Genomic DNA, 19,295 nt, shown 5'->3' with positions numbered 1-19,295 from the left:
GGCGATCAGGCGGTCCGCCGCAGCAGGGCCAGGTACATCGCGTCCGTGCCGTGCAGATGGGGCCAGAGCTGGACGTCCGGTCCGTCGCCCAGTGCGGGCACTCCGGGCATCAGCGGGCGGGCGTCCACCCACTCGGCCTCCACGGGTGCGCCGCCGCGTCCCTTGAGCACGTCCTCGACGACCACCCGGGTCTCCGCCAGATGCGGCGAGCACGTCGCGTATCCGACGACGCCACCGATCCGTACGGCCTTCAGCGCTTCGCGCAGCAGTCCGCGCTGCAGGGGCGCGAAGCTCTCCAGGTCCTCCTTGCGGCGGCGCCAGCGTGACTCCGGCCGACGGCGCAGCGCACCGAGGCCCGAGCACGGGACGTCCATCAGGATCCGGTCGAAGGTGTCGGGCTGCCACGGCGGACGGGTGCCGTCGGCGGTGATGACCTGGTACGGGCCGGGGTTGCCGGCCAGTGAGCGCTCGACGAGACGGGCCCGGTGGGGCTGCTTCTCTGCGGCCAGCAGCGCGGCGCCGCGTCCGGCGGCGAGTGCGGCCAGCAGGGCGGCCTTGCCGCCCGGCCCGGCGCAGCCGTCGAGCCACCGGGTGTCCCTGCCCTCCAGGGGGGCGTTGGCGAGGGCGGCGGCGACGAGCTGACTGCCCTCGTCCTGGACGCCTGCCGTGCCGTCCTGCACGGCGCTCAGGGCACCGGGTTCGCCGCCTTCCGCCATCCGCACGGCGTAGGGGGACCAGCGGCCCGGCAGGCCGTTCTCCTCACCGAGGGCGTCGAGCAGTTCGTCGGTGGTGGAGCGGCCGGGGCGGGCGACCAGAGTGACCTCGGGCCGCTCGTTGTCGGCTTCGAGGAGGTCCTCGATCCCCGCGCGACCGCCGCCGAGCGCGTCCCAGAGGGCCGAGACGACCCAGCGGGGATGAGAGTGCACGACCGCCAGGTGGTCCTCGGCGTCGTCCTCGTACGAGGGGGCGACCTTCGCCACCCAGCCGTCGAGGTCGTCCGCGGACACCTTGCGGAGCACGGCGTTGACGAATTTGGCGCGCCCCTCGCCGAGCACCACCCGCGCCAGCTCCACGCTCGCGGAGACCGCCGCGTGGGTGGGGATGCGGGTGCCGAGCAGCTGGTGCACACCCATGTTCAGCACGTCCAGCACCGGCGGGTCGACCTCGACCAGCGGCCGGTCGATGCAGGCGGCGACGATGGCGTCGTACGTGCCCTGGCGGCGCAGCGTCCCGTAGACCAGCTCGGTCGCCAGCGCGGCGTCCCGGTTGTCGAAGTCGCCCTTGGCCCGGGCCTTCTTCAGCAGCGGGGGAAGCACGAGGTTGGCGTACGCGTCGCGCTCGTCGACCGCCCTGAGGGCTTCGAAGGCGAGGAACCGGACCGGATCCTTCTGCGGGCGGCGGTGCGGCTTGGCGGGACGGCGACGCGGCTGGTCGTTCACGTGAAAGGTGCTCCGCTGATGGTGAGAGGGCGAACCCTCCCAGCCTACGTCCCCGGCCCGGTCCGCCCGTCCGCCGTCAGCTGCCGACCAGCTCCCCGGGGACGATGCGCACCCCGCGCGCCCAGTCGGCGGCGCGCATCGGCTTCTTGCCCTGCGGCTGGACCCAGAGCAGCTCGACTGCGTGCGACCCGGTGCCCACGTACACGTTGTTCTTGGCCACGGACAGCTCACCGGGTGCCAGATCGCCCCGGTCCACGACGGGCACGGCCTGGATCAGCTTGAGACGCTCCCCGCGGAAGAGGGTCCATGCGCCGGGCGCCGGGGTGCAACCGCGGACCACCCGGTCGACGCGCAGGGCGGGTGCCGACCACTGGATCCGGGCGTCCTCGACGGTGATCTTCGGTGCGAGGGTGACCCCCTCGGCGGGCTGCGGCACCGCGTGCAGGGTGCCGTCCTCGATGCCGTCCATCGTCGCGGCGAGCAGTCCGGCGCCGGCGAAGGCCAGCCGGGTCAGCAGGTCGCCGCTCGTGTCGGTGGGCCGCACCTCTTCGGTGAGGACGCCGTAGACCGGCCCGGAGTCGAGCCCCTCCTCGATGAGGAAGGTGGAGGCCCCCGTGACCTCGTCGCCCGCCATGACGGCGTGCTGGACGGGTGCGGCGCCGCGCCAGGAGGGCAGCAGGGAAAAGTGGAGGTTGACCCAGCCGCGGGCCGGGATGTCGAGCGCGGTCCTGGGCAGCAGCGCCCCGTAGGCGACGACGGGACAGCAGTCCGGCGCGATCTCCCTCAGCCGCGCCAGGAAGTCCTCGTCCCGTGGCCTGGCCGGCTTGAGCACCTCGATACCGGCCTCCTCCGCCCGCTCGGCGACGGGACTGGCCACCAGCCGGCGACCTCGCCCCGCGGGCGCGTCGGGCCTGGTCACGACGGCGGCCACCTCATGGCGACCGGAGGCGATCAGGGCGTCCAGTGCGGGTACGGCTACCTCGGGGGTGCCTGCGAAGACGAGCTTCATGGGTGGCTGACTGCCTCTCAGGCCGAAACGTTACGGTGACGAGCAACGCACCAGTCTATGGTCCCGGGAGCCGGGAGAGCGCTGGGGGGCGTACGCGCGGACGCGCGCCCCTTTCATATGCGTATACGCCCCCGGAGCGTGACCAGATCCCCCGGTGAGGCGTTGGTCAAGAGAGATTGACCGAAGCGAGCCGCCCTGGTGCGGCCCGATCCCTTTCAACGCCGGTTCGAGAGGCTTCTTCATGGCCGACCACGCAACCCACGACGCCCAAGCGCGGGCCAGCCTGCATCTTCTGGTGCGGGACATCGAGCGGGTCCGGCGGCAGGTGGACGCGCTGCGCACACTCACCGCCCAGCTGGGCAACGTCTACCGCCCGCGCCGCTCCGGCCCCTCCGCGGGCTTCGTCGTCTACGGCAGGGCCCCGGCCCCCACCGTCCGGCTGGCCCAGGAACTGCGGGACAGCGTCGAGACCCTGGTCACGGCGGCAGTGGACTTCGATCGTTCACTGGGCTTCTCCTGGGACGCGGTGGGCTCCGCGCTCGGAGTCACCAAGCAGGCGGTCCACCGCCGCTACGGCGCACGGCGCACCGCGCCCCAGCCGCTGCCGGCCGAGGGTACGGCCGAGGGCGTGACGCAGCGCCCGGTACCGGTGGCGCCCGGGTCCCCCGCTCCCACGCTGCCCACGGTCCCCGCCGCGCGCTCGATGCCGCCGCAGCCGTCGGCGGACCGCCCGCCGCTGCTGGAGGACCTGCGCCCGGGCGCCTTCCCGGGCCCGCGCAACGGCTGACCGCCGCGGGCCCTTGGTGCGGGGTTCCCGTCCTCAATCGCCGGACAGGCTTCTGTGCGGGTCCCCCGCGGGGGTGCGCGTCTGCCCGGAGGGCGGGGCCCCGTGCCCTTGCCCGGTCCCCGGGCGGAGGGTTCCGTCCTCAATCGCCGGACGGGCTTGAGAGGTGCGGGTGCTCCGCCGAGTGCGGGGCGCCACCGTCCGGTGGGTGGGGGTGGGGTCCCTCCGGGGCGTCTCCTCAGAAATGGCGTGTTCACCCGGAAACGCGCAGGACCCGGGTCGTACGCCATTTCCTGCGGGGACTCCCCTGCACGCCCCCACCCTGCATCAGTAGCGTGTGCACGCCGTCGAATCGACTGCCGCAGACGCAGAACGGCCGGGGCCGGGGCCGTGCAGGGGAGTCCCCGCAGGACGACGAACATCGACCCGGGTCGGCTGCGTACCGGCGGAACGTTCGTCGTTTGAGGAGACGCCCCGGAGGGGCCCCGGCCCCCCACCCACCCGGCAGGGCGCACCCCGCACCCCACGGGAACACCCGCACCACCGCGTCTGCACACCGTCGAATCGACCGCCGCAGACGCAGGACGGCCGGGGCCGGGGCCGTGCAGGGGAGTCCCCGCAGAACGACGAACACCGACCCGGGATCATCGCGTACCGGCGGAACGTTCGTCGTTTGAGGAGACGCCCCGGAGGGGCCCCGGCCCCCCACCCACCCGGCAGGGCGCACCCCGCACCGCGGAGCACCCGCACCCCACGGGAACACCCGCACCACCAAGCCCGTCCGGCGATTGAGGACGGAACCCCCCGCCAAGGGCAGGGGCAAGGCACAGGACCCGGCCCCGCAGGGCCCCCGCCCGTCCGGCGGTTAAGGGCGAGGGTCTGTACCCCGGACCGGGGCAAGGTTCGCACCGCACCCCGCGGGGGGACCGCGGCCCTCACCCGATGTCCGGCGGGTCCACCCGGATCCGTACCGCGCCCGACGCACCGCCGCCCCGGGACATCCGCGCAGCCTGTGCTTCCTTCAGCGCGGCCGCCAGCGCCGCCCCGCTGCCCGGCGGCACCCGGATCAGGGCCCGCTCCCAGGTCTCGCCCATGGGCGCGTCGGAGGGTCTGCGGGGTCGACCGGGCTCGGCGCCCGGGACCGGCACCGGGCCGAGCACCTGGGCGTCCGCAGGCAGCTGCGCCGCGGCCAGGAACGCCGCGAGTGCTTCCGGCGCCCCCGTCGCCGACGCCATCCGGGACACCGGCGGAAAGCCCAGCTCGGCCCGTTCCGCGAGTTCACGCCGGGCGTGTCCGACCGGGTCCCAGCGCACCAGGGCCTGCACGGGCCGCAGCGTCGGCTCGGCGACGATCACCACCGTGCCGCCCTCCGGCTGCCCCCGCACCAGCGCGGCGGCGGCGGTCCAGCGGCGCAGCGCCTCCTCGCCGGCCCGCAGGTCGGGGCGGCCGACCATCGCCCAGCCGTCCAGCAGCAGCGCCGCCGCGTAGCCGCCCTCGGCGACCGGCTCGGCGCCCGGGGTGCTGACCACCAGCGCGGGCTGGCCGGGCACCGAGTCCAGGATGTGATCGCGGCCGGAGGTGCGTACGGGCACGGCGGGAAAGGCCCGGCCGAGCTCCTCCGCCGTCCGGCGGGCGCCGACGATCTGCGCCCGCAGCCTGCGGGCTCCGCAGGCTGCGCAGTGCCAGGACGTCTCGGCCCGCCCGCACCAGGCGCAGTTCAGATCCTGCTGGTCGGGCGCCTCCAGCGGCCCGGCGCAGTGCCGGCACCGCGCCGGTTCCCGGCAGCGCTCGCAGGCCAGTCGGGGTGCGTAGCCCCGGCGCGGCACCTGCACCAGCACCGGGCCGGAGCGCAGCCCGTCGCGCACGGTCTGCCAGGCCAGGCTCGGCAGCCGGGCCGCCCGGGCGGCGCCGTCCCGCGCGAGTTCGCCGTCACCGACGGTGCGGACCAGGGGCGCCGCGCTCCTCAGCTGTTCCCGGTCCGCGCGCAACGGCAGCGCCCAGCCGCTCTCGACCAGTTGCGCGGCCTCCACGGTGCAGCTCGTCCCGCCGAGCAGGAAGGCGCACCGGCCGTGTGCGGCCCGCAGTTCCAGGACCTCGCGGACGTGCGGGAAGGGGGCGTTGTCATCGCTGTGGCTGGAGTCCCCGTCGTCCCAGATGGCGACCAGGCCGAGGTCGGTGACGGGGGCGAACATCGCGGCCCGGGTCCCGACGACCGCCCGGACGGATCCCCGGCTCACGGCGAGCCACTCCCGGTAGCGTTTCTCGGGCCCCGATCCGGCTGTCAGCGTCGCGTGGCGGCCCTCCCCGAGCAGTCCGGTCAGGGCCGCGTCGACGCGGCCCGCCGTCCGCCCGTCGGGGACGACGACCAGTGCGCCGCGTCCCGACGCGAGGGTCGCGGCGACGGCGGCGGCGATCTCCTGGGGCCAGTGCGGTCCCGGCAGCGCGGTCCACACCGCCCGGGGCGCTCCCCCGTCGGCCAGCGCGGACAGGAAGGCGGGGCCCTGTGCGTACCGCTGCCAGGTACCGGGCGAAGGGGGCGGGGGCGGCGGCAGCGGCTCGGGCGACGGCTTGCCCTCGGCCCGGGCGTTCCGCGGCGGCACGGCGAGCTGAAGCACGTCGGCGAGGCTGCCCGCGTAGCGGTCGGCGACGGACCGGGCGAGCGAGAGCAGCCCGGGCCCGAGGACGGGTTCGGGCGAGACGACGGAGGCGAGCGCGGCCAGCGCCCCGCTGTAGTCGGACTCGGCCAGCCGCTCGACCAGGAATCCGTCGATGAGCCCGCCGCCCTCGCGGCGCCCGCCCCGGACGTTGCGTCCTCCGGCCCCGAACCGCACCCGCACCCGCACGCCGGGCTGGGCCTCGGCGTCGAGCTCCTCGGGCACGGCGTAGTCGAAGTACTGGTCGAGGTGGAGCGCGCCCTTGTTGACCAGGACGCGGGCGACGGGAAGCTCCTTGGCGAGCGCGGCACCGCGCCAGGTCCGCGGTTTGGCGCGCGGCACCTTGGCCCGGCGCACGGTCTCCCGGATCAGCGCAAGCTGCTCCGGTGCCCCTGCGTCGGGCTCGTCGGACCGCTTGTCGTCGCTGCTCACAGCCAAATTCCTACCAGACGTCACTGACAGCCGGGGCCGCCGATCACCCCCGGCGCCACGCGCACCGGCCGGGCGGCCCTGACCGGACACGGACGCGCCGGAGCCCGGACACCGTGACGGCATCCGGGCTCCGGCGTACGTACGACGCCCCCGAAGAGGCGGCCGGCAGGCTTACAGGCCCGCGGCCTTGCGCAGCGCGTCCACGCGGTCGGTGCGCTCCCAGGTGAAGTCGGGGAGCTCGCGGCCGAAGTGGCCGTACGCGGCGGTCTGGGCGTAGATCGGGCGCAGCAGGTCGAGGTCGCGGATGATCGCGGCCGGGCGGAGGTCGAAGACCTCGCCGATGGCGTGCTCGATCTTCTCGGTCTCGATCGAGGCGGTGCCGAAGGTCTCGACGAAGAGGCCGACCGGCTCGGCCTTGCCGATCGCGTACGCGACCTGCACCTCGCACCGGGCGGCGAGGCCCGCCGCGACGACGTTCTTGGCGACCCAGCGCATCGCGTACGCGGCCGAGCGGTCCACCTTCGACGGGTCCTTGCCCGAGAAGGCACCGCCGCCGTGACGGGCCATGCCGCCGTAGGTGTCGATGATGATCTTGCGACCGGTCAGACCGGCGTCGCCCATCGGGCCGCCGATCTCGAAACGACCGGTGGGGTTGACCAGCAGGCGGTAGCCGTCGGTGTCGAGCTTGATGCCGTCCTCGATGAGCTGGTTCAGGACGTGCTCGACGACGAACTCGCGGATGTCGGGAGCGAGCAGCGAGTCGAGGTCGATGTCGCTCGCGTGCTGCGAGGAGACGACGACCGTGTCGAGACGGACGGCCTTGTCGCCGTCGTACTCGATGGTGACCTGCGTCTTGCCGTCGGGACGCAGGTACGGGATCGTCCCGTTCTTACGGACCTCGGACAGCCGGCGCGAGAGCCGGTGGGCGAGGTGGATCGGCAGCGGCATCAGCTCGGGCGTCTCGTCGCAGGCGTAGCCGAACATGAGGCCCTGGTCGCCGGCGCCCTGCTTGTCGAGCTCGTCCTCGTCGCCTTCGACCCGCTTCTCGTACGCGGTGTCGACGCCCTGTGCGATATCGGCCGACTGTGCGCCGATGGACACCGACACGCCGCAGGAGGCGCCGTCGAAGCCCTTCTTCGAGGAGTCGTAGCCGATCTCCAGGATCCGGTTGCGGACCAGTGTCGGGATGTCGGCGTAGGCCTTGGTCGTGACCTCACCCGCAACATGCACCAGACCGGTGGTGATCAAGGTCTCGACGGCGACGCGCGACGTCGGGTCCTCGCGCAGGAGTGCATCGAGAATGGTGTCGCTGATCTGGTCAGCGATCTTGTCGGGGTGACCCTCGGTAACGGACTCCGAGGTGAAGAGACGGCGGGACACATCGCTCCCTGGGGTTGCAGCGGCTGCTGGCTGATCATTTGGCGGTCGGCCCGGGAGCTGCGCCCGGTACGAACCTGGACCAGTTTATCGGTCGGCTCCGGCTGTCGGACAACGTGTCTCGCCCTTTGGTAGATCTGTGACATGCGGCACCGCCCCCCGGAGGAGCCCCGAAGGCCGCCCCGGAGCCGTTCACGCCCGTATTGCAAGGGATCGGGCCGCGGGCCCGCGACACGAGAAATTCACCCGAGACGCGCCGACACGAGGTCCCAGACCGTGTCGGCGAGCGCTTCCTTGGGCCCGTAGGGCACCGGGGTCTCGCTGCCGTCGGCCGCGAGCACCACCGCCTCGTTCTCCTCCGAGCCGAAGGTCTTGCGCTCCCCCACCTCGTTGACCACCAGCAGGTCACAGCCCTTGCGGCGCAGCTTCTCCCGGCCGTTGGCGAGGACGTCGTCGGTCTCGGCGGCGAATCCGACGACGATCTGCCCGGGCGTGGCGCGCTCGGCGGACACCTCGGCGAGGATGTCGGGATTGCGTACGAGGGCGATGGGCGCGGGCTCCTGGCCGTCCTTCTTCTTGATCTTCCCCTGGGCGTACTCGGTGGGGCGGAAGTCGGCGACCGCCGCCGCCATCACCACGACGTCGGCGTCCGCCGCCGCCTTCAGCACGGCCTCGCGCAGCTGCACCGCGGTGCCGACGCGGACGAGGTCGGCGCCGGACGGATCGGGCAGACCGGTGTTGGCTTCGACGAGCGTGACCCGGGCGCCCCGGGCGACGGCGGTGCGGGCGAGTGCGTACCCCTGCTTGCCGGAGGAGCGGTTGCCGAGGTAGCGGACGGGGTCGAGCGGCTCACGGGTGCCGCCCGCGCTGATCACCACGTGCCGTCCGACGAGGTCGGGGGCGACGGGGCCGCGGGCCAGCACGCGGCGGCAGACCTCGAAGATCTCCGCCGGATCGGGCAGCCGGCCCTTGCCGGTGTCGACACCGGTGAGACGCCCGACGGCGGGCTCGATGACGACGGCGCCCCGGCGGCGCAGGGTGGCGACGTTCTCCTGGGTGGCCGGGTGCTCCCACATCTCGGTGTGCATCGCGGGCGCGAAGACGACCGGACAGCGGGCGGTGAGCAGGGTGTTGGTGAGCAGGTCGTCGGCCAGGCCGTGGGCCGCCTTGGCGAGCATGTCGGCGGTCGCGGGGGCGACGACGACGAGGTCGGCGTGCTGTCCGATCCGCACGTGCGGGACCTCGTGGACGTCGTTCCAGACCTCGGTGGAGACCGGATGGCCCGAGAGCGCCGACCAGGTGGCGGCGCCGACGAAGTGGAGCGACGACTCGGTCGGGACGACCCGTACGTCATGTCCGGACTCGGTCAGCCTGCGCAGCAGCTCGCACGCCTTGTACGCGGCGATGCCGCCGCTGACCCCCAGAACGACCTTCGGCTTGTCCACTGCGTCTCCCCGCACTCGGATACGTACGCGCTCCGTACATCCACCATGCTGCCTCACGGCCGCGGGCGCGGGTCCGTCGCCCCGGGGCACACCACAGGCCCGGCGGTCACGACCGCCGGGCCTGTGGTGAAGGTGCGTTTCCTGCTTACTGCGCGGGGCCCTCGATGGCCTCGGAGGTGAGCAGGCCCGCGTTGATCTCGCGGAGCGCGATCGAGAGCGGCTTCTCGTGGACGTGGGTGTCGACGAGCGGACCGACGTACTCGAGGAGTCCCTCACCGAGCTGCGAGTAGTACGCGTTGATCTGGCGCGCGCGCTTGGCGGCGTAGATCACGAGGCTGTACTTCGAGTCGGTTGCTTCGAGGAGCTCATCAATCGGCGGGTTGATGATGCCCTCGGGCGTGGTGATGGAAGAGGACACTCTCTGCCTTCCGAAGGGGGTGAAGATCAAAGAAATCTTTGACGATCAGGGGCTTTGTGGCCGGTGCCCCCGCGTCGGTGCGTTCATTCGCCTCCGGCACGGTGGCCGGAAGCCTCCAGCATCAATTCTAGCAGCTCACGTGCCACGTCCTCGACGGAGGTGTTGACGAGCGTCGTATCGAACTCGGATTCGGCGGCCAGTTCGACCTTCGCGGCGCCGAGACGGCGTTCGATCACCTCGGGCGCCTCGGTGCCCCGGCCGGTGAGCCGGCGCACCAGCTCGTCCCAGCTCGGCGGCGCGAGGAAGACCAGCTGGGCGTCCGCCATGGACTGGCGGACCAGCCGGGCGCCCTGGAGGTCGATCTCCAGCAGCACCGGCTCACCGGCCTCCAGGCGCTCCTGCACGGCGCGCCGGGGCGTGCCGTAGCGGTTGCCGGCGAACTCGGCCCACTCCAGCAGTTCACCGTTGGCGATCAGCTTGTCGAACTCCTCGTTGTCCACGAAGAAGTAGTGGACGCCGTTGCGTTCGCCGGGGCGGGGCTTGCGGGTCGTCGCCGACACCGAGAGCCACACCTCGGGGTGGACCTTGCGCATATGCGCGACGACCGTGCTCTTGCCGACCCCCGAGGGGCCGGAGAGCACGGTCAGCCGCGGACGTACGTCCGGGGGTACGGGGGACGTCCCCCGGGATGTTGCAACCATGGAGCGATTATCCAGGTTCTCAGGAGTGCCTGAGAACGTCAGGCGGCGCTGCCGCCGAACTCACGCTCCAGGGATGCGATCTGGTTGGAGCCGAGACCCCGGACCCGGCGGCTCTCGGAGATGCCGAGCCGCTCCATGATCTGCTTGGCGCGGACCTTGCCCACGCCGGGCAGGGACTCCAGCAGGGCGGAGACCTTCATCTTGCCGATGACGTCGTTCTCCTGGCCCGACTTGATGACCTCATGGAGGGAGGCGCCGGAGTGCTTGAGTCGATTCTTGACCTCGGCCCGCTCCCGGCGAGCCGCGGCGGCCTTTTCGAGCGCGGCTGCGCGCTGTTCAGGGGTAAGGGGCGGAAGAGCCACGCCTACGTCACCTCGGATGTCGATCTGTCGGATACGGACCGGTGAGGCAGCGGGATCGCCCCTCACCTGGTGAGCCGCGAACAACCTGTGCTCGTTGGCTCTCGACGGAGACTAGCGGCCAAGGCCGCCGGAGTCAGCGAGAACGGACTAAAAGTCCTGGTCAGCCTTAGCCGACCGGGACATTCCCGGCATAACACCTGAGTTTTTTGGTCAGGATTCCGTCAACAGCCTGTTACGTGACAGTGTCAGCCGTCCGAGACGGCCGCACGGACCTCGTCCGCGAACCGTTCGGCGGCTTCGCGCAGCCCTGACGCGTCCGGACCGTGGCGCAGCACGCCCCGGCTGACGCTGGGCACGACGTTGCCGACCGCGTCGCCGAAGACGCCCGGAAGATCCGCGGGTGTGGCGCCCTGGGCGCCGATGCCGGGAGCGAGCAGCGGCCCGTTGATCGCGAGGTTCGCACCCGCGTCCCCGAGCGTCGCCCCGACCACCGCGCCGACCGAGCCCAGCGGGGTGACCCCCGCGTTCTCGGCCGCCATGTGGTCGAGCATCACCTGGGCCAGCGAACGGCCGTCGGCCGCGGTGGCGCGCTGCACCTCGGCGCCCTCCGGGTTGGAGGTGAGGGCCAGCACGAAGACGCCCGAGCCGGAGACCGCCGCGGCGTCGAGCGCGGGCCGCAGCGATCCGAAGCCGAGGTACGGCGAGACCGTGACCGCGTCCGAGAACAGCGGCGAGTCCTTGTCCAGGTAGGTCGCGGCATAGGCGCCCATGGTGGAGCCGATGTCGCCGCGCTTGGCGTCCATCAGGACCAGCGCGCCGGCCGCCCTGGCCTCCTCGACGGCCTTCTCCAGCACGGCGACGCCGCGCGAGCCGAACCTCTCGAAGAACGCGGACTGCGGTTTGAGCACGGCGACCCGGTCGGCCAGCGCCTCGACGACCGTACGGGTGAAGCGCTCCAGGCCCGCGACATCGTCGCCGAGCCCCCAGGAGCTCAGCAGGGACGCGTGCGGATCGATGCCCACGCAGAGCGGTCCACGGGTGTCCATGGCGTGGCGCAGACGTGCGCCGAAGGGCTCCTGGGTCATTTCGCGGCCTTCCTGGTTTCCGCGCCGACGGCGTCGGCGAGGGTGGCGTACGGGGAGGCGGCCAGGCGCGCGGCCAGGCCCTTGTGGATCGCGCGTGCGTAGAACGGGCCCTCGTAGATGAAGGCGCTGTAGCCCTGGACGAGCGTGGCACCGGCGAGGATGCGCTGCCAGGCGTCCTCGGCGTTCTCGATGCCGCCGACGCCCACCAGGGTGATCCGGTCGCCCACGCGCGCGTACAGGCGGCCCAGGACCTCCAGGGAGCGCTCCTTGAGGGGCGCTCCGGACAGTCCGCCGGTCTCCTTGACCAGGGAGGCCGGGGACTTCAGGCCCAGGCTCTCGCGGGCGATGGTGGTGTTGGTGGCGATGATGCCGTCCAGGCCCAGTTCGACGGCGAGGTCGGCGACGGCGTCGACGTCCTCGTCCGCGAGGTCGGGGGCGATCTTGACGAGCAGCGGGACCCGGCGGGCGGTGACGGTCCGGTCGGCCGCCTCGCGCACGGCGGTCAGCAGCGGGCGCAGCGACTCGGTGGCCTGGAGGTTGCGCAGTCCCGGCGTGTTGGGCGAGGAGACGTTGACGACCAGGTAGTCGGCGTGTGCGGCGAGGCGCTCGGTGGACTTCACGTAGTCGGCGGCGGCTTCGGCCTCGGGGACGACCTTCGTCTTGCCGATGTTGACGCCGACGGTCGTCCGGAAGACCGGGTTGCGGGCGGCCAGGCGCTCGGCCACGGCGGCCGAACCCTCGTTGTTGAAGCCCATGCGGTTGATCAGCGCGCGGTCCGCGACGAGGCGGAAGAGGCGCTTCTTGGGGTTTCCGGGCTGCGGTTCGCCGGTGACGGTGCCGATCTCGACGTGGTCGAAGCCGAGCATGGCCATGCCGTCGATCGCGATCGCGTTCTTGTCGAAGCCGGCGGCGAGGCCGAAGGGGCCGTGCATCCGCAGGCCGAGGGCCTCGGTGCGCAGCTCCTCGTAGCGCGGGGCGAGCGCGGCGGCGGCGAAGGTGCGCAGGACGGGGGTGCGGGCGGCGAGGCGGATCCAGCGGAAGGCCAGGTAGTGGGCCTGCTCGGGGTCCATCCGCTTGAAGACGAGCTGGAAGAAGAGCTTGTACATCGGGGTGTGTCCTCGGTGGTGTCTCGGCGCGTCGGTGTTCTGACGAAGGGGTGTTCTCGCGCGTCGCGGATCTTGCGCGTCGCCGTGCGCGAAGCTCGTGAGCCGCGGTCCTCGCGAAGAGGGGGACACCGTTTCCGGTGTCCCCCTCCTGGGCCGCTATGCGCGCGCTGCCGTCAGATGCTCCGCGTGTTCCTGGAGGGAACGTACGCCGACGTCTCCGTGGTTGAGGGCGTCGATGCCCTGGACGGCCGCGGCGAGCGCCTGGACCGTGGTCAGGCAGGGCACGGACCGGGCCACGGCCGCGGTGCGGATCTCGTAGCCGTCGAGCCGCCCGCCGGTTCCGTACGGGGTGTTGACGATGAGGTCGACCTCGCCGTCGTGGATGAGCTGGACGATCGTCTTCTCGCCGTTCGGGCCCTCGCCCTCGGACAGCTTGCGCACGACGGTGGCGTTGATGCCGTTGCGCTTGAGGACCTCGGCGGTGCCGGAGGTGGCCATCAGCTCGAAGCCGTGGGCGACCAGCTCGCGGGCCGGGAAGATCATCGTGCGCTTGTCGCGGTTGGCGACCGAGATGAAGGCGCGGCCCTTGGTGGGCAGCGGACCGTAGGCGCCCGCCTGCGACTTGGCGTACGCCGTGCCGAAGACGGAGTCGATGCCCATGACCTCGCCGGTGGAGCGCATCTCCGGGCCCAGGACCGTGTCGACGCCGCGCCCGTGGACGTCGCGGAAGCGCGACCACGGCATGACGGCCTCCTTGACGGAGATCGGCGCGTCGAGCGGCAGCGTGCCGCCGTCGCCGGTCTTCGGCAGCAGGCCCTCCGCGCGCAGCTCGGCGACGGTCGCGCCCAGCGAGATGCGGGCGGCGGCCTTCGCGAGCGGTACCGCGGTCGCCTTCGAGGTGAAGGGGACGGTGCGGGAGGCGCGCGGGTTGGCTTCGAGGACGTAGAGGATGTCGCCGGAGAGCGCGAACTGGATGTTGATCAGCCCGCGGACGCCGACGCCCTTGGCGATGCCCTCGGTGGAGGCGCGCAGCCGCTTGATGTCGTAGCCGCCGAGCGTGATCGGGGGCAGGGCGCAGGCGGAGTCGCCGGAGTGGATACCGGCCTCCTCGATGTGCTCCATGACGCCGCCGAGGTAGAGCTCGGTGCCGTCGTAGAGGGCGTCGACGTCGATCTCGATCGCGTCGTCGAGGAAGCGGTCGACCAGGACCGGCCGGGTGGGGCTGATCTCGGTGGACTCGGAGATGTACGAGGAGAGCCGGGTCTCGTCGTACACGATCTCCATGCCGCGGCCGCCGAGCACGTACGAGGGGCGGACGAGGACGGGGTAGCCGATCTCGTCGGCGATGGCCTTGGCCTCGGCGAACGTGGTGGCGGTGCCGTGCTTGGGGGCGGGCAGTCCGGCCTCGGCCAGGACGCGGCCGAAGGCGCCGCGGTCCTCGGCGGCGTGGATCGCCTCCGGGGAGGTGCCGACGACGGGCACGCCGTTGTCCTTGAGCGCCTGCGCCAGGCCCAGCGGGGTCTGGCCGCCGAGCTGGACGATGACACCCGCGATCGGGCCCGCGAGGGACTCGGCGTGCACGATCTCCAGCACGTCTTCCAGCGTCAGCGGCTCGAAGTACAGGCGGTCGGAGGTGTCGTAGTCCGTGGAGACGGTCTCCGGGTTGCAGTTGACCATCACGGTCTCGTAGCCCGCGTCGCTCAGCGCGAAGGAGGCGTGGACGCAGGAGTAGTCGAACTCGATGCCCTGACCGATGCGGTTCGGGCCGGAGCCGAGGATGATCACCGCGGGCTTGGTGCGGGACGCGACCTCGCTCTCCTCGTCGTAGGAGGAGTAGAAGTAGGGCGTCTTCGCGGCGAACTCGGCGGCGCAGGTGTCGACCGTCTTGTAGACCGGGCGGATGCCGAGCGCGTGCCGCACCTCGCGGACGACGTCCTCGCGCAGGCCGCGGATCTCGGCGATCTGGACGTCCGAGAAGCCGTGCCGCTTGGCGTCGGCCAGCAGCTCGGGGACGAGCTTGTCGGCGGCGGCCAGCTCGTCGGCGATCTCCTTGATCAGGAAGAGCTGGTCGACGAACCAGGGGTCGATCTTCGTCGCGTCGAAGACCTCTTCCTGGGTGGCGCCGGCCCGGATCGCCTGCATGACGGTGTTGATCCGGCCGTCGGTCGGGCGGACCGCCTCGGCCAGCAGCTCGGCCTTGTCGCCGGGTTCGCCGGTGAAGGCGAACTGCGAGCCCTTCTTCTCCAGGGAGCGCAGCGCCTTCTGCAGTGCCTCGGTGAAGTTCCGGCCGATCGCCATGGCCTCGCCCACCGACTTCATGGTGGTGGTGAGGGTGGAGTCGGCGGAGGGGAACTTCTCGAAGGCGAAGCGCGGGGCCTTGACCACGACGTAGTCGAGGGTCGGCTCGAAGGAGGCCGGCGTCTTCTCGGTGATGTCGTTCGGGATCTCGTCGAGCGTGTAGCCGACGGCCAGCTTGGCGGCGATCTTGGCGATCGGGAAGCCGGTGGCCTTGGAGGCCAGCGCCGAGGAGCGGGAGACGCGGGGGTTCATCTCGATCACGATGACCCGGCCGTCGGCCGGGTCGATGGCGAACTGGATGTTGCAGCCGCCGGTGTCGACGCCGACCTCGCGGATGATCGCGATGCCGATGTCGCGCAGCCGCTGGTACTCGCGGTCGGTGAGCGTCATCGCCGGGGCGACGGTGATCGAGTCACCCGTGTGGACGCCCATCGGGTCGAAGTTCTCGATGGAGCAGACGACCACGACGTTGTCGTTCTTGTCGCGCATCAGCTCCAGTTCGTACTCCTTCCAGCCGAGGATGGACTCCTCCAGGAGCACCTCGGTGGTCGGGGAGAGCGTGAGGCCCTGTCCGGCGATGCGGCGCAGCTCCTCCTCGTCGTGGGCGAAGCCGGAGCCGGCGCCGCCCATGGTGAAGGAGGGGCGGACGACGACGGGGTAGCCGCCGAGGGTGTCGACGCCCTTCATGATGTCGTCCATGGAGTGGCAGATGACGGAGCGGGCGGACTCGCCGTAGCCGATCTTCGCCTTGACGGCCTCGACGACACCCTTGAAGAGCTCGCGGTCCTCGCCCTTGTTGATGGCCTCGACGTTGGCGCCGATGAGCTCGACGCCGTACTTCTCCAGGACACCGTTCTCGTGCATGGAGATCGCGGTGTTGAGCGCGGTCTGGCCGCCCAGGGTGGGGAGCAGCGCGTCGGGGCGCTCCTTGGCGATGATCTTCTCGACGAACTCGGGGGTGATCGGCTCGACGTACGTGGCGTCGGCGATCTCCGGGTCGGTCATGATCGTCGCCGGGTTGGAGTTCACCAGGATGACGCGCAGGCCCTCGGCCTTGAGGACGCGGCAGGCCTGGGTGCCGGAGTAGTCGAACTCGGCGGCCTGGCCGATGACGATCGGACCGGAGCCGATGACCAGGACGGACTGGATATCGGAGCGCTTAGGCACGCTGGTCCTCCATCAGGGATACGAAGCGGTCGAAGAGGTACGCGGCGTCGTGCGGGCCGGCGGCTGCTTCGGGGTGGTACTGGACGCTGAAGGCCGGCCGGTCGAGGAGCTGGAGGCCCTCGACGACCTGGTCGTTCAGGCAGACGTGGGAGACCTCGGCGCGCCCGTAGGCGGTGTCCGAGACCTTGTCGAGCGGGGCGTCCACGGCGAAGCCGTGGTTGTGCGCGGTGACCTCGACCTTGCCGGTCGAGCGGTCCTGCACGGGCTGGTTGATGCCGCGGTGGCCGTACTTCAGCTTGTACGTGCCGAAGCCGAGCGCGCGGCCCAGGATCTGGTTGCCGAAGCAGATGCCGAAGAGCGGGGTCTTGCGCTCCAGGACGCCCTGCATGACGGAGACCGGGTGGTCGGCGGTGGACGGGTCGCCGGGGCCGTTGGAGAAGAAGACGCCGTCGGGCTGTACCGCGTACACCTCCTCCAGGGTGGCGGTGGCGGGCAGGACGTGCACCTCGATGCCGCGTTCGGCCATCCGGTGCGGGGTCATGCCCTTGATGCCGAGGTCGATCGCGGCGACGGTGAACTTCCTGGTGCCGATCGCGGGGACGACGTACGTCTCCTTGGTGGCGACCTCGGCGGACAGGTCGGCGCCGTTCATCTCGGGGGCCTGGCGCACCCGGGCGAGGAGCGTGCCCTCGTCGGCGATGGCGTTGCCGGAGAAGATGCCGACGCGCATCGCGCCGCGCTCGCGCAGGTGGCGGGTGAGGGCGCGGGTGTCGATGCCGCTGATGCCGACGACGCCCTGGCTCGCGAGCTCCTCGTCGAGCGAGCGCCGCGAGCGCCAGTTGGAGGGCACCCGGGCGGGGTCGCGCACGACGTAGCCGGAGACCCAGATCTGCTTCGACTCGGGGTCCTCGTCGTTCACACCGGTGTTGCCGACGTGCGGGGCGGTCATCACGACGACCTGGCGGTGGTACGAGGGGTCGGTCAGCGTCTCCTGGTAGCCGGTCATGCCGGTGGAGAACACCGCCTCGCCGAAGGTCTCCCCCACAGCCCCGTAGGCGCGGCCGCGGAAGGCGCGGCCGTCCTCCAGGACGAGTACGGCGGGAGCTTTGGCGGCTCCCCGGGTGGAGATCGTCATCGTGCGGTGCCTTCCGTAGTGCTGGTGAGTTGAGTGCGGTGAAGACCGTTGACGGCTTCGACCCAGGCGGCGTGCTCGGCCGAGTGGTCCGAGCGGAATCCGGAGTCGATCAGCTGGTCGCCGAGCGCCCAGGTGATGACGAGCAGGCCGCCCTCCGGCAGGACCTTGCCCGCGAGGGCCTTGTCGGTCCGGGCTTCGCGCAGGTCGGCGGCGGGGACGAAGAAGTCCGTCGCGCCGGGCCGGACGACGTCGAGGCCCTGCTCGGTGAGGGTGAGCTCGACGCGGCTGCGGGTCCCGAGGCCGTGGGCGACGATGCGGTCGAGCCACTGTCCGGCCGTCGTCGAGGCGTGGTACCGCCCGGTCAGGGTGAGCAGTTTCTCGCCGTCCGCGAAGCCGTCCGGGGTGGTCGCGAGGTCGGAGAGACCGGACTGGAGGCTGCCGCGCCACTTCCATCCCTGGCGCATGAGCCAGTAGACGAAGGCGATGAGGACGATCAGTCCGATCACCCAGCTGATGCGGGCGGACCAGTCGGTGACCTCCGCCGACTTCTGCTCGGCGGCCAGTCGGTACAGCTGGTGGGTGGGGCTGAGTGTTGTCACGCGAGTTTCCCGTCGACGACCGTGGCACGGCCCCGCAGGAAGGTGTGGGTCACTCGGCCCGGCAGCTCGCGCCCCTCGTAGGGGGTGTTGCGGCTGCGGGAGGCGAATCCCGCGGGGTCCACGACTCCACGGTATGCCGGATCGACCAGGGTGAGGTTGGCGGGCTCGCCCTCCGAGACGGGCCGGCCGTGTCCGTCGAGGCGGCCGATGGCGGCGGGGCGGAACGACATGCGGTCGGCGACGCCGGCCCAGTCGATCAGACCGGTGTCCACCATCGTCTGCTGGACGACGGAGAGGGCGGTCTCCAGGCCCACCATTCCCATGGCGGCCGCGGCCCACTCGCAGTCCTTGTCCTCGTGCGGGTGCGGGGCGTGGTCGGTGGCGACGCAGTCGATGGTGCCGTCGGCGAGGGCCTCGCGCAGGGCCAGGACGTCGGCCTCGGTGCGCAGCGGAGGGTTCACCTTGTAGACCGGGTTGTAGGACCGGACGAGCTCGTCGGTGAGCAGCAGGTGGTGCGGGGTGACCTCGGCGGTGACGTTCCAGCCCTTGGACTTGGCCCAGCGGACGATCTCGACGGAGCCGGCGGTCGACAGGTGGCAGATGTGCACCCGGGAGTCGACGTGGGCGGCGAGCAGGACGTCGCGGGCGATGATCGACTCCTCGGCGACGGCGGGCCAGCCGCCGAGGCCGAGCTCGGCCGAGACGATGCCCTCGTTCATCTGGGCGCCCTCGGTGAGGCGGGGCTCCTGGGCGTGCTGGGCGACGACGCCGTCGAACGCCTTCACGTACTCCAGGGCGCGGCGCATGATCACCGCGTCGTCGACGCACTTGCCGTCGTCGGAGAAGACCTTCACTCCGGCGGCCGAATCGTGCATGGCGCCGAGCTCGGCGAGCTGCTTGCCCTCCAGGCCGACGGTGACGGCGCCGATGGGCTGCACGTCGCAGTAGCCGGACTCCTTGCCGAGCCGCCAGACCTGCTCGACGACACCGGCGGTGTCGGCGACCGGGAAGGTGTTGGCCATGGCGTGCACGGCGGTGAAGCCGCCGACCGCCGCGGCCTTGGTGCCGGTCAGGACGGTCTCGGAGTCCTCGCGGCCGGGCTCGCGCAGGTGGGTGTGGAGGTCGACGAGGCCGGGCAGCAGGATCTGGCCCGCCGCCTCGATCACGGTGGCGTCGCCGGCTTCGAGCCCGGTGCCGACCGCGGCGATGGTCTCGCCGTCGATGAGGACGTCCTGGGGGTCGCCGCCGAGGACCTTCGCGCCGCGGATAAGGATCTTGCTCATG

The 19,295-nt window shown here is 71.9% G+C and carries 15 protein-coding genes; 1 reads left to right on the top strand and 14 read right to left on the bottom strand.

What is annotated here, in order from left to right; translation table 11 throughout:
- Positions 1-5: 5 nt before the first annotated feature.
- Both ACGFZA_RS26745 and fmt read right to left on the bottom strand, forming a co-directional pair.
- Positions 6-1,439 carry an RsmB/NOP family class I SAM-dependent RNA methyltransferase gene (locus ACGFZA_RS26745; RefSeq protein ID WP_393682357.1) on the bottom strand — a complete coding sequence of 478 codons (1,434 nt, stop codon included), beginning with the start codon at positions 1,437-1,439 and terminating at the stop codon, positions 6-8.
- A 76-nt stretch (positions 1,440-1,515) separates the two neighbouring features.
- Positions 1,516-2,448 (bottom strand): methionyl-tRNA formyltransferase, encoded by a 933-nt coding sequence (gene fmt, locus ACGFZA_RS26740; RefSeq protein WP_385288186.1) that lies wholly within the window; start codon positions 2,446-2,448, stop codon positions 1,516-1,518.
- A 241-nt stretch (positions 2,449-2,689) separates the two neighbouring features.
- Between fmt and ACGFZA_RS26735 the strand changes: the two genes are divergently transcribed.
- The gene (locus tag ACGFZA_RS26735; protein ID WP_393682355.1) at positions 2,690-3,235 is read left to right on the top strand and encodes a hypothetical protein; all 546 of its coding nucleotides are present in this window, start codon (positions 2,690-2,692) and stop codon (positions 3,233-3,235) included.
- A 932-nt stretch (positions 3,236-4,167) separates the two neighbouring features.
- Here ACGFZA_RS26735 and ACGFZA_RS26730 read toward each other — a convergent pair.
- The 12 genes from ACGFZA_RS26730 to ACGFZA_RS26675 all read right to left on the bottom strand — a co-directional run bounded on the left by ACGFZA_RS26730 (position 4,168) and on the right by ACGFZA_RS26675 (position 19,294).
- On the bottom strand, positions 4,168-6,318 hold the full coding sequence (locus ACGFZA_RS26730; RefSeq protein WP_393682353.1) for a primosomal protein N': 2,151 nt from the start codon (positions 6,316-6,318) through the stop codon (positions 4,168-4,170).
- Positions 6,319-6,489: 171 nt separating this feature from the next.
- Entirely contained in the window at positions 6,490-7,698 is a 1,209-nt protein-coding gene (metK, locus tag ACGFZA_RS26725; protein ID WP_326735089.1) for a methionine adenosyltransferase, read from the bottom strand.
- Positions 7,699-7,937: 239 nt separating this feature from the next.
- Positions 7,938-9,140 carry a bifunctional phosphopantothenoylcysteine decarboxylase/phosphopantothenate--cysteine ligase CoaBC gene (gene coaBC, locus ACGFZA_RS26720; protein ID WP_393682350.1) on the bottom strand — a complete coding sequence of 401 codons (1,203 nt, stop codon included), beginning with the start codon at positions 9,138-9,140 and terminating at the stop codon, positions 7,938-7,940.
- Positions 9,141-9,285: 145 nt separating this feature from the next.
- Entirely contained in the window at positions 9,286-9,558 is a 273-nt protein-coding gene (gene rpoZ / locus ACGFZA_RS26715; RefSeq protein ID WP_003970369.1) for a DNA-directed RNA polymerase subunit omega, read from the bottom strand.
- Between the two features lie 83 nt (positions 9,559-9,641).
- Complete coding sequence (gene gmk / locus ACGFZA_RS26710; RefSeq protein WP_326735091.1) at positions 9,642-10,259, bottom strand: guanylate kinase; 618 nt, start codon at positions 10,257-10,259, stop codon at positions 9,642-9,644.
- Positions 10,260-10,297: 38 nt separating this feature from the next.
- Positions 10,298-10,621 carry an integration host factor gene (locus tag ACGFZA_RS26705; RefSeq protein WP_018524251.1) on the bottom strand — a complete coding sequence of 108 codons (324 nt, stop codon included), beginning with the start codon at positions 10,619-10,621 and terminating at the stop codon, positions 10,298-10,300.
- A 245-nt stretch (positions 10,622-10,866) separates the two neighbouring features.
- Positions 10,867-11,706, bottom strand: a complete 840-nt coding sequence (gene pyrF, locus ACGFZA_RS26700; RefSeq protein WP_385281142.1) for an orotidine-5'-phosphate decarboxylase — start codon at positions 11,704-11,706, stop codon at positions 10,867-10,869.
- Positions 11,703-12,812 carry a quinone-dependent dihydroorotate dehydrogenase gene (locus ACGFZA_RS26695; RefSeq protein ID WP_385281145.1) on the bottom strand — a complete coding sequence of 370 codons (1,110 nt, stop codon included), beginning with the start codon at positions 12,810-12,812 and terminating at the stop codon, positions 11,703-11,705. The genes pyrF and ACGFZA_RS26695 overlap by 4 nt, the downstream gene beginning before the upstream one ends.
- 156 nt (positions 12,813-12,968) lie before the next feature.
- Complete coding sequence (gene carB, locus ACGFZA_RS26690; protein ID WP_393682346.1) at positions 12,969-16,277, bottom strand: carbamoyl-phosphate synthase large subunit; 3,309 nt, start codon at positions 16,275-16,277, stop codon at positions 12,969-12,971.
- On the bottom strand, positions 16,270-17,412 hold the full coding sequence (carA, locus tag ACGFZA_RS26685; protein WP_385281151.1) for a glutamine-hydrolyzing carbamoyl-phosphate synthase small subunit: 1,143 nt from the start codon (positions 17,410-17,412) through the stop codon (positions 16,270-16,272). The genes carB and carA overlap by 8 nt, the downstream gene beginning before the upstream one ends.
- Positions 17,409-18,011 (bottom strand): hypothetical protein, encoded by a 603-nt coding sequence (locus tag ACGFZA_RS26680; protein WP_385281154.1) that lies wholly within the window; start codon positions 18,009-18,011, stop codon positions 17,409-17,411. Before ACGFZA_RS26680 ends, carA begins: the two co-directional genes overlap by 4 nt.
- Positions 18,008-19,294, bottom strand: a complete 1,287-nt coding sequence (locus ACGFZA_RS26675; RefSeq protein WP_385281156.1) for a dihydroorotase — start codon at positions 19,292-19,294, stop codon at positions 18,008-18,010. Before ACGFZA_RS26675 ends, ACGFZA_RS26680 begins: the two co-directional genes overlap by 4 nt.
- Position 19,295 lies beyond the last annotated feature (1 nt).

The organism is Streptomyces sp. NPDC048211, assembly GCF_043202315.1.
Lineage (GTDB): Bacteria > Actinomycetota > Actinomycetes > Streptomycetales > Streptomycetaceae > Streptomyces.
This window is presented reverse-complemented; position numbering and strand designations above follow the sequence as displayed.

Bases quoted from the DNA above. Each gene is read 5' to 3' on its own strand.
- pyrF (WP_385281142.1), bottom strand. From the start codon at position 11,706: ATGACCCAGGAGCCCTTCGGCGCACGTCTGCGCCACGCCATGGACACC.
- ACGFZA_RS26695 (WP_385281145.1), bottom strand. From the start codon at position 12,812: ATGTACAAGCTCTTCTTCCAGCTCGTCTTCAAGCGGATGGACCCCGAG.
- carA (WP_385281151.1), bottom strand. From the start codon at position 17,412: ATGACGATCTCCACCCGGGGAGCCGCCAAAGCTCCCGCCGTACTCGTC.
- gmk (WP_326735091.1), bottom strand. From the start codon at position 10,259: ATGGTTGCAACATCCCGGGGGACGTCCCCCGTACCCCCGGACGTACGT.
- fmt (WP_385288186.1), bottom strand. From the start codon at position 2,448: ATGAAGCTCGTCTTCGCAGGCACCCCCGAGGTAGCCGTACCCGCACTG.
- ACGFZA_RS26735 (WP_393682355.1), top strand. From the start codon at position 2,690: ATGGCCGACCACGCAACCCACGACGCCCAAGCGCGGGCCAGCCTGCAT.
- ACGFZA_RS26675 (WP_385281156.1), bottom strand. From the start codon at position 19,294: ATGAGCAAGATCCTTATCCGCGGCGCGAAGGTCCTCGGCGGCGACCCC.